Origin of the sequence: Pseudomonas sp. JAI120 (assembly GCF_014207255.1) — a bacterium.
In the GTDB taxonomy this organism is placed as follows: domain Bacteria; phylum Pseudomonadota; class Gammaproteobacteria; order Pseudomonadales; family Pseudomonadaceae; genus Aquipseudomonas.
This window is the reverse complement of sequence record NZ_JACHCZ010000002.1, coordinates 302399-315790: the sequence shown is the minus strand read 5'-3', so window position 1 is coordinate 315790 and position 13392 is coordinate 302399. Positions and strand designations below refer to the sequence as shown.

General features: G+C 60.2%; 12 protein-coding genes and 1 pseudogene. 7 read left to right on the top strand and 6 right to left on the bottom strand.

All coding sequences use genetic code 11. The features are described 5' to 3' along the window. Positions 1 to 67 precede the first annotated feature (67 nt). The 3 genes from HDC32_RS13400 to HDC32_RS13390 all read right to left on the bottom strand — a co-directional run bounded on the left by HDC32_RS13400 (position 68) and on the right by HDC32_RS13390 (position 2704). Complete coding sequence (locus HDC32_RS13400; protein ID WP_184744395.1) at positions 68 to 1036, bottom strand: FecR domain-containing protein; 969 nt, start codon at positions 1034 to 1036, stop codon at positions 68 to 70. Further along, positions 1033 to 1572 (bottom strand): RNA polymerase sigma factor, encoded by a 540-nt coding sequence (locus HDC32_RS13395; protein ID WP_184744393.1) that lies wholly within the window; start codon positions 1570 to 1572, stop codon positions 1033 to 1035. The genes HDC32_RS13400 and HDC32_RS13395 overlap by 4 nt, the downstream gene beginning before the upstream one ends. Positions 1573 to 1687: 115 nt before the next feature. Further along, positions 1688 to 2704, bottom strand: coding sequence for a DUF4917 family protein (locus HDC32_RS13390; RefSeq protein ID WP_145334947.1), 1017 nt, complete (start codon positions 2702 to 2704; stop codon positions 1688 to 1690). A 125-nt stretch (positions 2705 to 2829) separates the two neighbouring features. Between HDC32_RS13390 and yiaY the strand changes: the two genes are divergently transcribed. Then, positions 2830 to 3978, top strand: coding sequence for an L-threonine dehydrogenase (yiaY, locus tag HDC32_RS13385; RefSeq protein WP_184744391.1), 1149 nt, complete (start codon positions 2830 to 2832; stop codon positions 3976 to 3978). On the opposite strand, the gene HDC32_RS13380 is transcribed toward yiaY, so the two are convergent. Continuing rightward, positions 3945 to 5132, bottom strand: coding sequence for an MFS transporter (locus tag HDC32_RS13380; RefSeq protein WP_184744390.1), 1188 nt, complete (start codon positions 5130 to 5132; stop codon positions 3945 to 3947). The genes yiaY and HDC32_RS13380 overlap by 34 nt on opposite strands. Positions 5133 to 5272: 140 nt before the next feature. Further along, a pseudogene (locus tag HDC32_RS13375) lies at positions 5273 to 6354 on the bottom strand (aminotransferase class I/II-fold pyridoxal phosphate-dependent enzyme). A gap of 355 nt (positions 6355 to 6709) precedes the next feature. Between HDC32_RS13375 and HDC32_RS13370 the strand changes: the two are divergent. From HDC32_RS13370 to HDC32_RS13350, 5 genes are all read left to right on the top strand, one after another. After that, positions 6710 to 7384 (top strand): NAD(P)H-binding protein, encoded by a 675-nt coding sequence (locus HDC32_RS13370; protein WP_131697152.1) that lies wholly within the window; start codon positions 6710 to 6712, stop codon positions 7382 to 7384. Next, a complete protein-coding gene (locus HDC32_RS13365) occupies positions 7384 to 8292 on the top strand; it encodes a LysR family transcriptional regulator (protein ID WP_184744388.1) in 909 nt (302 codons plus the stop codon). Before HDC32_RS13370 ends, HDC32_RS13365 begins: the two co-directional genes overlap by 1 nt. A gap of 89 nt (positions 8293 to 8381) precedes the next feature. Beyond that, on the top strand, positions 8382 to 9575 hold the full coding sequence (locus tag HDC32_RS13360; RefSeq protein WP_145334937.1) for a CaiB/BaiF CoA-transferase family protein: 1194 nt from the start codon (positions 8382 to 8384) through the stop codon (positions 9573 to 9575). Continuing rightward, positions 9572 to 10513 carry a hydroxymethylglutaryl-CoA lyase gene (locus HDC32_RS13355; RefSeq protein WP_145334935.1) on the top strand — a complete coding sequence of 314 codons (942 nt, stop codon included), beginning with the start codon at positions 9572 to 9574 and terminating at the stop codon, positions 10511 to 10513. The genes HDC32_RS13360 and HDC32_RS13355 overlap by 4 nt, the downstream gene beginning before the upstream one ends. Positions 10514 to 10572: 59 nt before the next feature. Then, the gene (locus tag HDC32_RS13350; protein WP_053136910.1) at positions 10573 to 11904 is read left to right on the top strand and encodes an MFS transporter; all 1332 of its coding nucleotides are present in this window, start codon (positions 10573 to 10575) and stop codon (positions 11902 to 11904) included. Here HDC32_RS13350 and HDC32_RS13345 read toward each other — a convergent pair whose 3' ends face one another. After that, positions 11905 to 12393, bottom strand: coding sequence for a DMT family transporter (locus tag HDC32_RS13345; protein WP_167656519.1), 489 nt, complete (start codon positions 12391 to 12393; stop codon positions 11905 to 11907). It lies immediately after the preceding gene. A 77-nt stretch (positions 12394 to 12470) separates the two neighbouring features. On the opposite strand from HDC32_RS13345, the gene HDC32_RS13340 reads away from it, so the two are divergent. After that, positions 12471 to 13388: a LysR family transcriptional regulator gene (locus tag HDC32_RS13340; RefSeq protein ID WP_260403614.1), complete on the top strand. Its 918-nt coding sequence runs from the start codon at positions 12471 to 12473 to the stop codon at positions 13386 to 13388. The last annotated feature ends 4 nt before the right edge of the window (positions 13389 to 13392 follow it).

Sequence of the window (13392 nt, the reverse complement as noted above, 5' to 3'; positions counted from 1 at the left end):
AAGACGGGGCAGATGAAAAAAACCACACCTGCGAATGAAAAATATTCTCAAATAAGATTTTCGGGGGTTATTTACTCGGTTCAATCCGCACGATGCCATCGGCCGAGACCACGGTTTTCACCGGCAACAGGGCGGGCAGGGCGTTGAGCAGGGCGTCGGGATCATTCACATCCAGATTGCCCGAGACTTTCAGGTGCGCCACCGCCTTACTGACCTGCAACGGTGCCTGCGGGCGATACAGGCTCAGTTCATCGATCAGGCTGGCCAGTTCACGGTTGCGGAACGACAAATGCCCGCTGCGCCAATCGGCCACTTCTTCGGCCGTGAGGGTTTGCTGCTGCATTGTGCCCTTGGCGTAGCTGTAGATGGCGCGTTGCTGGGCGCCGAGCAGGGAAACGGGGCTTTTGGCGGACGGCTCGAAAGCGACCTGGCCGTGGGCGACACTGACCACCAGTTGCTGTTGGCTGCGGCGCACATCGAAGCCAGTGCCGACCACCCGCACATTCGCCTCGCCGGCCTGTACGAACAGCGGCCGCTCTTTGTCGGCCGCGACCTCGATATACACCTGGCCCTTGTCCAGGTGCACGATGCGCTGGTGGGCGCTGAAATCCACGCGCAGGCGGGTGTTGGCATTCACATACAGGGTGGTGCCATCGGGCAGGCTCAAGGTGCGCATGCCCTTGGCATGGGCCGCCACCTGGCTGTGATACAGCTCGCGGGGCGCGCCGAGATGGCTGGCCAATACCGCGCATAGCAGGGCGGCGGCGACGGCCAGGGCCGGGCGCCACACCGACGGCTTGCGCTTGGGCAGTGCCACGGGTTTGTTCAGTTGCTGCAGTTGGGCCAGGTCGGCCCACAGCTGCTCGAACTCGGCATAGGCGCGGGCATGGGCGGGCGTTGCCTGCCAGGCGGCAAAGGCCTTGCGGTCGGCACGGCCCGCGTCGTTATGGTTGCGCGCAAACCAGCTGGCGGCTTGGGCATCGATGGCATCTCTCGCTTCGATATCCAGGTCATCGGTGTCGCTCAGGCGGTTCATTCTGGCTGCTCCGTGCCGGGGTCGTTTTGAAGGCGTCGCTTGCAATGCAGCAGGGCAAAAGCGATGTGCTTTTCCACCATGCTCGTCGAAATGCCCATGCGCTCGGCGATCTGCGCCTGGCTCAGGCCTTCGAAGCGGTGCAGCATAAGGGCTTCTCGCCGGCGGGGCGAGAGTTCGGCGAGGACTTCTTTCAGCTGTTCCAGGCGTTGCAAGCGCTGTGCGGCGGCCATGGGATCGTTTTGCTCGTCGTTGACCGGTTCGGCGTCCCTGTCGGCCTGATCTGGGTGGACGGTCTGCCGTACCTTCTGTTTGCGCCAGTGATCACGCAGCAGGTTACGTGCCATCTGGAACAGAAATGCCCGTGGCTGCTCGACCTTGGCCCGGTCGCGGTAGTCCAGCCACTGGGTAAAGACATCCTGGGTCATGTCCGCCGCGTCGCTGGCGTTGTCCGTGCGTTTGCGCAGGAAATGCAGAATATCTGCATAGAACCCGCGAAAGGCATCGGCCGACAACGGGTCGGGCTTGGGACGAGACATGGAGATCCTTCTTGACGAAGCACGACATGGAAAAGTCGTGAATACTATCGAGAATCATTGTTATTTGTCTCTATTTAAAGGATGTACTCGATTTAAAATGTGGGAGGGAGCTTGATCAGCGTTCCACGGGTACTGAGAGTGCTGGATCACCCAGCGGATGCGTACGCGCCGCAAAAAACTTCAACGCCACACCGCTGCCCTCAAACAATTCCGAATACCGCCGCTTCTGCTGGCGAATAAACCCCTCGCTGCGGCCCGATACCGAGATCGCCAGGGTGGTCGGCCGAGCCTGGCGAATTGCATCCACCACGTGTTTATCCTGCGGCCCCAGGTCATGGCCAAAGATGCACAGCGCGCCCTCATGGGTCAGTAACTGCTCATAGCAGAACGACAGGTAATCCGAGCTGCGGATGGTCTTGAGCTTCTCTTCCACCTTGCCTTCGTTGATAAACAGCGGCACATCGTCCAGGGTCTTGATCGTGTTGTTGATCGCAAAGCTGCTGAGCAAGGTGCTGTCGGTGCTTGGCAATTTGCGCGCGGTGCCGTCAAGGTTGCGCACCAGGTGCAGGCCGCCGTGCAGGTAGAGGATGCGCGTGGCATCGGTGTGGGTGTTGCGCAGGTCGAAGCTTGAGTCGGCGCTGTGGAACAGGTCATCAATGCCCGGCGTGTGCAGGATCGCCCAATAGTTGAGCAGGTCGTAATTGGTGGTGAACACGCTGGCGTAGTTCGTCAGTTCGCGGTTGATCGTCGCCAGCGTCGACTGCTGCACCAGGCGCCACGGAATGTGCACGGCGTGGATGGTATTGATCAGCGCTTCCTTGATCGCGTAGTAGCGATTGCGCGGCGCCGCCGAGCTGACCGCCAGGGCCTTGTTGACCCGACTGGTGGTCTTCAGCGCGCTCAGGGCGTGCTCGAAGCTGCGGGTTTGCAGGGCGTCGAACACGCTGAGTTCGGATTGGCCCAAGGGTTTTTCTTCGACGGTGCGCGCGTTTTCGAACAGCGAGTCGTAGGCGAAGTCTTCCCAAATCGTGCGGCTCGCGCCATTGCCGATCAGAATCCCACTGAAGGCGGTGCTGCTGCGCAGGGCGCTCCAGTCTTCAAGGTGGGCGTCAATATCCTGGAAATCCTTCATTGCGGCGGGTCTACTCGAAATCGGCTGGATGGCGACTTTATCACGAGTGGGTGTTGATCCTGATCAAGGTGCCGCAGGCAGGTGAGGTTGATGCTGTAGGCATAAACGTCATCCGAGGATTCGCCATGAGCAGCACCTTCTTCATTCCCCCCGTCAACATCATGGGCACCGACTGCCTCGACGAAGCCATGAATGCCATTCGCAACTACGGTTTTCGCAAAGCATTGATCGTCACCGACGCCGGCCTGGCCAAGGCGGGCGTGGCCAGCATGATCGCCGAGAAGCTGGCGATGCAGGACATCGATTCAGTGATCTACGACGGCGCCAAGCCCAACCCCAATGTGGAAAACGTCGAGAAAGGCCTGGCGTTGCTGCAGCAGAGCGCCTGCGATTTCGTGGTGTCCCTGGGCGGCGGTTCGCCCCATGACTGTGCCAAGGGCATCGCCCTGTGCGCCACCAACGGTGGGCATATCGGCGACTATGAGGGCGTCGACCAATCGAGCAAACCGCAGATGCCCTTGGTGGCGATCAACACCACCGCCGGCACCGCCAGCGAGATGACCCGTTTCTGCATCATCACCGACGAAACCCGCCACGTGAAAATGGCCATCGTCGACCGCAACGTCACGCCGCTGCTGTCGGTCAACGACCCGAGCCTGATGGTCGGCATGCCCAAGGGTCTCACCGCCGCCACCGGCATGGACGCCCTGACCCACGCCATCGAAGCCTACGTGTCCACCGCGGCCACCCCGATCACCGACGCCTGCGCGATCAAGGCCATCGAACTGATCAGCGCCAACCTGCGCCTGGCGGTACGCGACGGCAGCGACAAGGTCGCGCGGGAAAACATGGCCTATGCCCAGTTCCTCGCGGGCATGGCGTTCAACAATGCGTCCCTGGGTTTCGTGCATGCCATGGCCCACCAACTGGGCGGCCTCTACGACCTGCCTCACGGTGTGTGCAACGCGGTGCTGCTGCCCCATGTGCAAAGCTTCAACGCCAGCGTCAGTGCCAAGCGCTTGAGCGACGTCGGCCGCGCGATGGGTGTCGACGCCAAGGGCACCACTGACGAAGAGGGCGCCCAAGCCGCCATCGCCGCCATTCGCAGCCTGTCCCAGGACGTTGAAATCCCCGCCGGCTTGCGCGAACTGGGCGCCAAGTTGCAGGACATTCCGCTGCTGGCCACCAATGCATTGAAGGACGCATGTGGGCTGACCAACCCACGGCGCGCCGATCAGCGTCAGATTGAGGAGATCTTTCGCAGCGCGTTCTGATGTGTCCGGCAACTGGCGGCACACGTGAATGCGCCGCCAGCCAACGCCACGCACAAGAGCGCCAATGGCCATGCCTGCTGACTCACCAGCAGGCTTGCTACGCCGCCGATCAACGCCACCATCAACTGATGCATAAAGCCGCTCAAGGCTATGGCATAGGAACCGCCGACCGGCGACTGATCATTAGCAAGTGACAAACTGATGGGGTAACTCATCGATTGCCCAAATATCGCCAGGCAATAGGGCAGCCACAACAACAGTGCGATCTCGCTGGCAAACACACTGCCCAACAGCATCAGCGCCGCTCCCGTTAACGCCAGTCCCACGCCCCAGCTCATCATCGTCAACCGCCCCATGCGGGCCACGAAGCGATTAACCATAAACGCCCCCGCCAGATAGGCCCCGCTGATAGGCCACCCCAGCCAGCCGTACTGCGCCGCGCTCCACTCGAAACGCCCTTGCAGTATCAGCGGTGCACAGGTGTTGAATGCAATGATCACCCCATAGCCCAGCCCACCGGCCAATGCTGCGTGTAGAAAGGGGGGATGCCGCACAATCGTGGCGTAGATCCGCCAGGCTGAGTCTGGCGAATCAGCCTTTATCACTGACGGAAACACCACCCTTTGCAACACAGCAATCAACGTGACAGCACTTATTGCCAACCCATAGAAAATTGCCTTCCAGCCGAAGGCCGCCTGCAACAGCGACCCCATGAACTGGCCGATACCTAGGGCGATTACAAACGTCATCCCCAGCCACGACAACCCCCTGGCCAAAAGCGCCCCGCTGAAACTGTCTCTCACCAACAATCTGGCCATAACCGAGACTCCGCCCGCCCCCAAACCCTGAATCAGCCGTAATGACAAAAAAGATTCGACGTTAAAGGCCGATGGAATCGCTGCGCTTGCCAAGGCATATACTGCCAGCGCCCCCAGCAGTACCGGCTTTCTGCCAAAACGCTCCCCCAGGCTGCCCCAGAGCAACATCGGCAGCGCCATTCCTACCAGGTACACCGCCAGGGCCAGTGCGACGTGGTCTTCGGCGGCGAGCAGGGACTGGGCGATGACCGGTACAGCGGGCAAATAGCTGCTAATGCCGACTTGGGCGAGGAAGGCGGCGCAGCAAGCGAGGGCGAGACTGGTGGTTTTTTTCAAGGGGAGGCATCCTGCGCCTTAAGTTCTGCGTACGTCATCGTAAGTCGATTCATCCGTATAGATCCGAACAATGATTGATGCTTATGCTCACTGAGAAATAAGAGTGCTTATGTGGAGGTTGGTTATAGTAGGTGCGAAATTTAGTTTGCGTCTTTGTGTTCCTCTATTAAGGCTGTCAGTGTTGAGCAAAACAACTCTACTGTCTTAGGGCTCATGTCTGCCCGAAGAGTTATACGTAATGCTGCTTTTCCCTTGGGCACCACAGGAAAAAATACGGCAGAAGTGAAAAATCCGCTGTCAGCCAGTCGTATAGCGAGTGTGTTCGCTTTTTCAGCCTCGCCGCAGGTTACCAATCGTATTGCGGTGTGGGCACCCTGTTGTTCAGTGTGGATAAGGCTGTCGAATAACCGGATGTTGGTTTGAAGCTGTTCTTGACGCACGGATAGCTCGGTTGTTTGATGTATTTTTATTGACGCCAGCCCGGCTCCTATGGCGGCAGAGTTCAGACTTTGAGACCAGTTACTGGGGCCGCCGTATCGGTACATTAGACTTTTCTGTCTTTCGCTACCGAACATGATCAGTCCTCCACTGGCACCAAATGATTTGCCTAGAGAGGCCACGATTAAGGTTTTATTGTCTATCTCTTGCAAGCGCGGCCGGATAAAACCGCCCCTTTATCTCCAAATGCTGACAGGGCGTGGGAGTCATTGTGAGGCGCGGTTTTTACTTCTGTTTCATCTGCGCACGAGGCTTTAATATGATTCATTGAATAGTGGGAATGTTTGTCGAATACCATAGTGGGTGGGGAGTCATTGGTAAAGACGCCGCTGGCGAGCATGGGCAAGAGTCCGGAACTGGCCGCACTACAGGACAAAGTGCTGAGGCAGATTGAGTTGAAAAGGCCTGATAGCTCTGTTTCATAGCGTTCGAGTATTTCAAGTTTGCATCGATTTTTTGAGTTTGCAATGCGAAGTGTTTTGGCTTCTTTTATTCCCTGGATAGCCCCTTTTAGTATGTTTGGGTGATAGTCGAGGCCAAGATATGACGTCGTGCAGAAGTGATGGAGTTTTCGTCCATGTTGATCAATAAGTTGGTTGTTGTTTTGGACTTTTACATTAAGTTCGCAGGTTCGGCCTGACTGTGCTGAGTGCCAGTCTCTGTCGGCAAGATCAATTGGTTTTTTGTAATTTGTGAATTGATTTTTTGATTGAGTATTTTTCATTGTTTTTACCTGTCCTTAGGGAAGGCAAAAACAGTAAAGGGAAAATTTTGATAGGGTAAGTCAGATATTTCCCATGCAAGCTACTCCGAATGGATATTTTGTTGTGAGTAAGGTCCTACATTTTGTAAGTCCCAATGGACATCCGACCGATTCTTATGTGCATGACCCAACGTAGCGGATTCAGGGAACATTTGATTGTGATTGGGTAAATAAATGCAGTGGGGGCGTTCGCGTTTTGTTGAGGTCGTATCCCGCAGGATTGAGTAAGGTGTCCGCATACAGGCCGGATGTGACGATGGCCTTCAAGGACCTGTCTCTTGGGTAGTCGAAACTAGATGGATGAAGGGAGTACTTGATGAGAGTTCTGTTATTCGGTGCCACCGGCATGGTCGGCCAGGGCGTCCTGCGCGAGTGCCTGCTGGCCGCTGACGTACAGGAAGTCGTCGCCGTCGGCCGCACGCCCCTGACCCAGGAACACGGCAAGCTGCATCAGGTGTTGCACAACGACATGCTGGATTTCCACCCCCTGGAAAACCTGCTGCAAGGGTTTGATGCGTGTTTCTTCTGCCTCGGTGTCTCTTCGGCGGGCATGAATGAAACCCGGTACACCCATCTCACTTATGACCTGACCCTCGTGGCCGCCAGCACCCTGGCGCGGCTTAATCCGCAGATGACGTTCATCTACGTGTCCGGCGCCGGTACCGACAGCTCCGAGGCGGGCAAGTCGATGTGGGCGCGGGTCAAGGGCAAGACCGAGAATGCCTTGCTGCGCCTGCCATTCAAGGCGGTGTATCTGTTCCGGCCGGGGATCATCCAGCCGCTGCACGGTGTGCGCTCGAAGACGCCGTTGTATCAAGCCTTCTATTCCGTGCTCGGGCCAGTGCTGTCGTTGGCGCGTCGGGTCAAGCCGGGCTGGGTGGTGAGCACCGAGACCGTCGGCCGGGCGATGCTCGCGGCGGTGCGCCATGGTGCGCCGCAACCGCTGGTGGAACAGGCCGAGATCAATCGCCTGGCGTCCGAGCGCGCCTGATGTTGCACAAGAGCCTGGTGCGTCGCCTCGATCTGATCACCCTGCAACTGTTCGTCGCGGTGTTCGAAGAGGGCACCCTGACCCGTGCCGCCGCCCGCGAAGCCATCGCCGTGTCGGCAGCCAGCAAGCGCTTGATGGAACTGGAGCAGGTGCTGGGTGTGAGCCTGTTCGTACGGCGCGCCAAGGGCATGGACCTCACCGCCGCTGGCGAAACCTTGCTGCACCATGCCAGGCAGATGCTGTTCAACGTGGAAAAAATGGGCCTGGAGCTCGGCGAGCACAGTCACGGCGTGCGCGGTTACGTGCGGATGCTGGCCAATCTTTCGGCGATTATTCAGTTTCTTCCAGAAGACTTGCGGGATTTTTCCGAGCTGCATCCCGAAGTGAAAACCGACCTTGAAGAACGTCCCAGCAACGGCGTGGTGCAAGGCGTGCTGGATGGGGTGGCGGACCTGGGGATCTGCTCCAGTGATACCGACACCAAAGGCCTGCCCAGGGTGACCTATCGCCACGACAAACTGGTGGTGTTGATGCCGGCGGATCACCCGTTGGCGCCGCGCGAAAGCCTGGCCTTCGTCGAGACCCTGGACAGTGACTACGTTGGCCTGCACGCCGCCAGCTCGATCAACATGCGCAGCCACGCCGCCGCGCGCGAGGCCGGCAAGATGCTGCGTCTGCGTATTCATGTGCCGGGCTTTGATGCGATGTGCCGGATGGTCCAGGCGAACATGGGCATCGGCATCCTGCCGTTGAAGGCCTATGAATTGTTTGGCCGTGCCCTGGGCCTGCATGCCGTGCCGCTGACCGATGCCTGGTCGGACCGCAGTTTGATCCTGGTGGCGCGCGATGAGGCGCAGTTGTCGCCAGTGAGTCGGCTGTTGTTCGATTATCTGAGCGTTCGCATTTAGCGAACGCTCCTTGCCAACTGACGGTTGGATTTTTCCTGCCCCTGTCCTCTAGCCTTGGGCTCACATTCCAAGAATAAGAGGTACACCCCATGACGGCTCCCTTGAGCGGTATCAAGGTGATCGAGATCGGCACGCTGATTGCGGCGCCGTTCGCCGCCCGGCTGATGGCCGAGTTCGGCGCCGAGGTGATCAAGATCGAAGCCTTGGGGCAGGGCGATCCGCTTCGTAAATGGCGAAAGCTGCATGAAGGCACCTCGCTGTGGTGGTACCTGCAATCACGCAACAAGAAATCCCTGGCCCTGGACCTCAAGTCCGCTGAAGGCCTGAGCCTGATCAAGCAACTGCTCGGCGATGCCGATGTGCTGATCGAAAACCTGCGCCCCGGTGGCCTGGAAAAACTCGGCCTGGGCTGGGACGTACTGCACACGCTCAACCCCAAACTGACCCTGGTGCGTATCTCCGGCTACGGCCAGACCGGCCCTTACCGCGACCGCCCTGGTTTCGGTGCCATCGGCGAAGCCATGGGCGGGATTCGCTACACCACCGGCAACCCCGATTCGCCCCCGGCGCGGGTCGGCGTGAGCCTCGGCGACTCCCTCGCGTCGTTGCATGGTGTGATCGGCGCGCTGATGTCGTTGCTGCGGGTCAAGACCGGCCAGGGTGACGGGCAGATTGTCGATGTGTCCCTGGCGGAAAGCGTGTTCAACCTGATGGAAAGCCTGGTGCCCGAATACGACATGCTCGGCCACGTGCGTGAGCGCAGCGGCGGCGCCTTGCCCGGCATCGCCCCCTCGAATACCTACCTGACTGCCGACGGTGCCTATGTGGTGATCGCCGGCAACAGCGACCCAATCTACAAGCGTTTGATGACCACCATCGGCCGCGCCGACCTGGCCGAAGCCGCCGAATTCGCCCACAACGATGGCCGTGCGGCGAAAAGCGGTTTGCTCGATGCCGCCATCACCCACTGGACCAGCAGCCTGCCTATCGAGCAGGTGCTCAGCGCCCTCGAAGCCGCCGAAGTGCCGGCCGGGCGCATCTACTCCGTGGCCGATATCGTCAGCGACCCGCACTACCAGGCGCGCGACATGTTGCTCAATGCCGAGCTGCCTGGCGGTGTGTCGGTGAAGATGCCCGGCATCGTGCCCAAGCTCTCGGAAACCCCCGGCGCCGTAAACTGGCAGGGCCCGAGCCTGGGCCAGCACACCGATGACATCCTCGGCAGCCTGGGCCTTACCGTTGCCGACATCCAACGCCTGAAAACCTCGGGAGTGGTGCAATGATCACTGACTATTCCGACTCGCTGATCGTGCAGGAAGTATCCCCGCGCGATGGCCTGCAAATCGAACCGACCTGGGTCGAAACCGCTGACAAGATCGCCCTGATCGACCAGCTTTCCCTGGCCGGTTTTTCGCGGATCGAAGCCGGTTCTTTCGTGTCGCCCAAGGCCATCCCTGCATTGCGCGATGGCGAACACGTGTTCCAGGGCATCGAGCGTAAAGCCGGTGTGATCTACGTTGCGCTGATCCCTAACCTTAAGGGCGCCCAGCGTGCCGTCGAGTCGCGCGCCGACGAACTGAACCTGGTGATGTCGGCCAGCCAGACCCACAACCTGGCGAATATGCGCATGCGGTGCGAGGCGTCGTTGGCGGCATTCGGCGATATCGTCAGCTTTGCCGCCGGGCATCCGGTACGCCTCAATGGCAGCATCGCCACCACCTTTGGCTGCCCGTTCGAAGGCAAGATCGATGAAGACCGCGTGCTGCAACTGGTCGACGCGTATCTGCACCTGGGCATCCAGGGCATCAGCCTCGCCGACACCACCGGCATGGCCAACCCGCGCCAGGTGGAACGCCTGGTCAAGCGCGTGCTGCAACGCGTGCCTGCCAGCGACCTGACCCTGCATTTTCATAACACCCGCGGCCTGGGCCTGTGCAACGTGCTGGCCGCCTACGAAGCTGGAGCCCGACGCTTTGATGCAGCGCTGGGGGGCCTGGGTGGGTGCCCGTTTGCGCCGGGGGCGTCGGGCAATATCTGCACCGAAGATCTGGTCAACCTGTGTGAAGAGGTCGGCATTCCCACCGGTATCGACCTGCCGCACCTGCTGAACCTGTCCCGCCGGCTGCCGGCCTTGCTGGGCCATGAATTGCCCGGCCAGGTAGCCAAGGCCGGGCGCAATTGCGAGCTGCATCCGCCGCCGGACTACGTCGCCGCCTTGTAACGCCATACCAGACAACAAAAACAATCGGACGCCTGTGAGCAGTCCGCTGGAGAGAAAGCATGAGCACTAATACGTTAGAGGTCGGCGCGCGCCCGGCCGCTGAAATCGATGCCGAAAAAGCCCTGGTCAGCAAGGTCGCCTGGCGCCTGATGCCGCTGATCATGGTGTGTTACCTGTTCGCGTTTTTTGACCGCATCAACATCAGCTTTGCCAAGTTCCAGCTGCAAGCCGACCTCAGCCTGAGCGACACCGCCTATGGCCTGGGCGCCGGGTTGTTCGTGGTGGGGTATGTGATCTTTGAAGTGCCAAGCAACATGATGCTCTACAAGGTCGGCGCGCGGCGTTGGATCGCGCGGATCATGATGTCGTGGGGCCTGGCCACGGCGGCCATGGTGTTTGTCACGGCCGAATGGCAGTTCTATGGCCTGCGTTTCATCATCGGCGCGATGGAGGCGGGCTTCGCGCCCGGTGTGCTGTATTACTTGACGTTGTGGTTCCCGCAGCACTTCCGCGGGCGCATTACCTCGATGCTGTTCCTGGCGTCTGCCTTTGCAGGTTTGGTCGGCGCACCGTTCTCCGGCCTGGTGCTGGAACACCTCGACGGCGTGCTGCAGATGCGCGGCTGGCACTGGCTGTTCCTGCTCGGCGGCTTGCCCTGCATCGGCTTGGGCTTCCTGGTGCTGACGCTGCTCAAGGACCGTATCGAAGATGCGCACTGGCTGACGCCGGCGGAGAAAACCCTGCTGTCGAGCCGTATTGCCCAGCATGAGCCGAACACACATGGCGGCTCGTTGCTGTCGGCGATCCGCATTCCCGGCTTTTTGATGCTCGGGTTTATCTACTTCCTGATCCAGGTGGCGTCTTACGGCCTCAACTTCTGGGCGCCGCAACTGATCCGCAGCGCCGGCACCCAAAGCCCGGTGATGATCGGCCTGCTCACGGCGATTCCCTATGTGTGCGGCGCGATCAGCATGGTGGTGATCGGGCGGCTGTCGGACGCGACCGGCGAGCGCCGCAAGTTTGTCTGCGGGCTGGTCGTGCTGGGCGCGGTGGGTTTCTTCAGCGCCGGGATCTTTGCCGACCACACCACCTTCCTGATCATCGCCCTGGGGATGTTGGGCGCCGGCATCATCGCTTCGATCCCGACCTTCTGGACCCTGCCACCCAAGTTGCTGGCCGGTGCCGGCGCAGGCGCGGCGGGCGGGATTGCGGTGATCAACACCCTCGGGCAGTTCGGTGGCATTGTCAGCCCGGTGATGGTGGGACGGATCAAGGACCTCACCGGCAGCACCACCCCGGCGCTCTATGTGATAGGCGTGTGTGCGTTGTTGGCGGCGGCGCTGCTGCTGTGGGGCCTGCCGCAAAAGCTGCGCACCCTCGACAAGGCTTGATCAGCCTGCGGTTGTCAGCGCACGGGCCGGTGTGGCGCTGAGCTGAATCAACGCCACGCCGCCCATCAACAACAACGCGCCAAGGATTCGGGGCGTTGTCAGGGGGCGCTCCGCCAAGCCAAACAGGCCGAAGTGATCCAGTAGCAGCGACGCAAGAATCTGCCCGGCCATGGCCAGGGCGATAAACCCCGAAGCGCCCAGCTTGGGCAGCAGCATCAACGCCAACGCGATAAAGCACACACCAAACGCACCACCGGCCCACATCCACAGGGGCGCCTTGGTGATGAACGTGAGGCTGGGCAGCGGCAAGCGCAGCGCCACGATCACCGGCAGCAGCACGGTAATGCTCACCAGCAGCGACGCCAGGGTGGCCCACAGCGGGTGCCCAAGACCGCGCCCGAGGTTGGCGTTGATCGCACTTTGAAACGGCACCACCGCTCCTGCGATCACCGCCAGGAGCAAGAAACCTGCCCAATGCAACGTTGTCATGTCGAATCTCCCAGAGGTTTTTCTGGACTCTAAAATATTCGTCACGCAAATTTAAATTCCATATTATTATGACGAGCATGCAGCTGATGAATGATCTGCGCCGCATTGATCTCAACCTGCTGGTGATCCTCGACGCCTTGCTCAGCGAGCAACACGTCACCCGCGCCGCCGAACGTTTGCACCTCAGCCAGCCTGCGGTCAGCCATGCACTTGCGCGCTTGCGCGATATGTTGAGTGACCCGCTGCTGGTGCGTCAGGGCGGCACATTAGTGCCCACGGCCCGTGCCCTGGAGTTGGCGGCGCCATTGGCTGAAGCCCTGGCCCAGGTGCAGGCGCTGCTGGCGCCGAATCGCTTTGACCCGGCATCGGCCAAGCGCCGGTTTCGCGTGGCGATGTCGGACTACAGTGCGGCAATTTTCCTGCCGGGTCTGGTCCGAGTCCTGCGGCGTGAGGCGCCCGGTATCGACCTGCAAATCATCCAGGCCAGTCGCGAAGGCATGGTCGACGGTGTGCTCAATGGTGATCTCGACCTGGCAGCCGGTGTCTTCCCCGACATGCCCGCCGAACTGCGCACTGCGCCGTTGTTCGAAGAGCATTACACCTGCCTGCTAGACCGCAACAGCCTGTCGCACAACGGTGTGCTCGACCTGCCCACGTATCTGTCGCGTCCCCACGTACTGCTGGAAATGCGCGGCAGCGGCGCGCCGGAAATCGAACGGGCGCTGACAGCGATTCGTGAACGACGGCATGTGGCGATCAGCCTGCCGCACTGGGGGGTGGCGCCGCAGTTGATTGAGGGCACGGACTTGATTCTCACCGTATCGTCGCGAGGCTTGCTGAATATTGATCACCCGCATCTGGTCGCCGTGGCGCCGCCGTTTCATATCCCGTCGTTTACCTTTGAGCTGGCATGGCATGCGCGACGGGGCGGGGATTCGGGGTTGCAGTGGTTGATTGGGCAGGTGCAGGGTATGTTGTCCGAAGGCTGCAGATAACAGG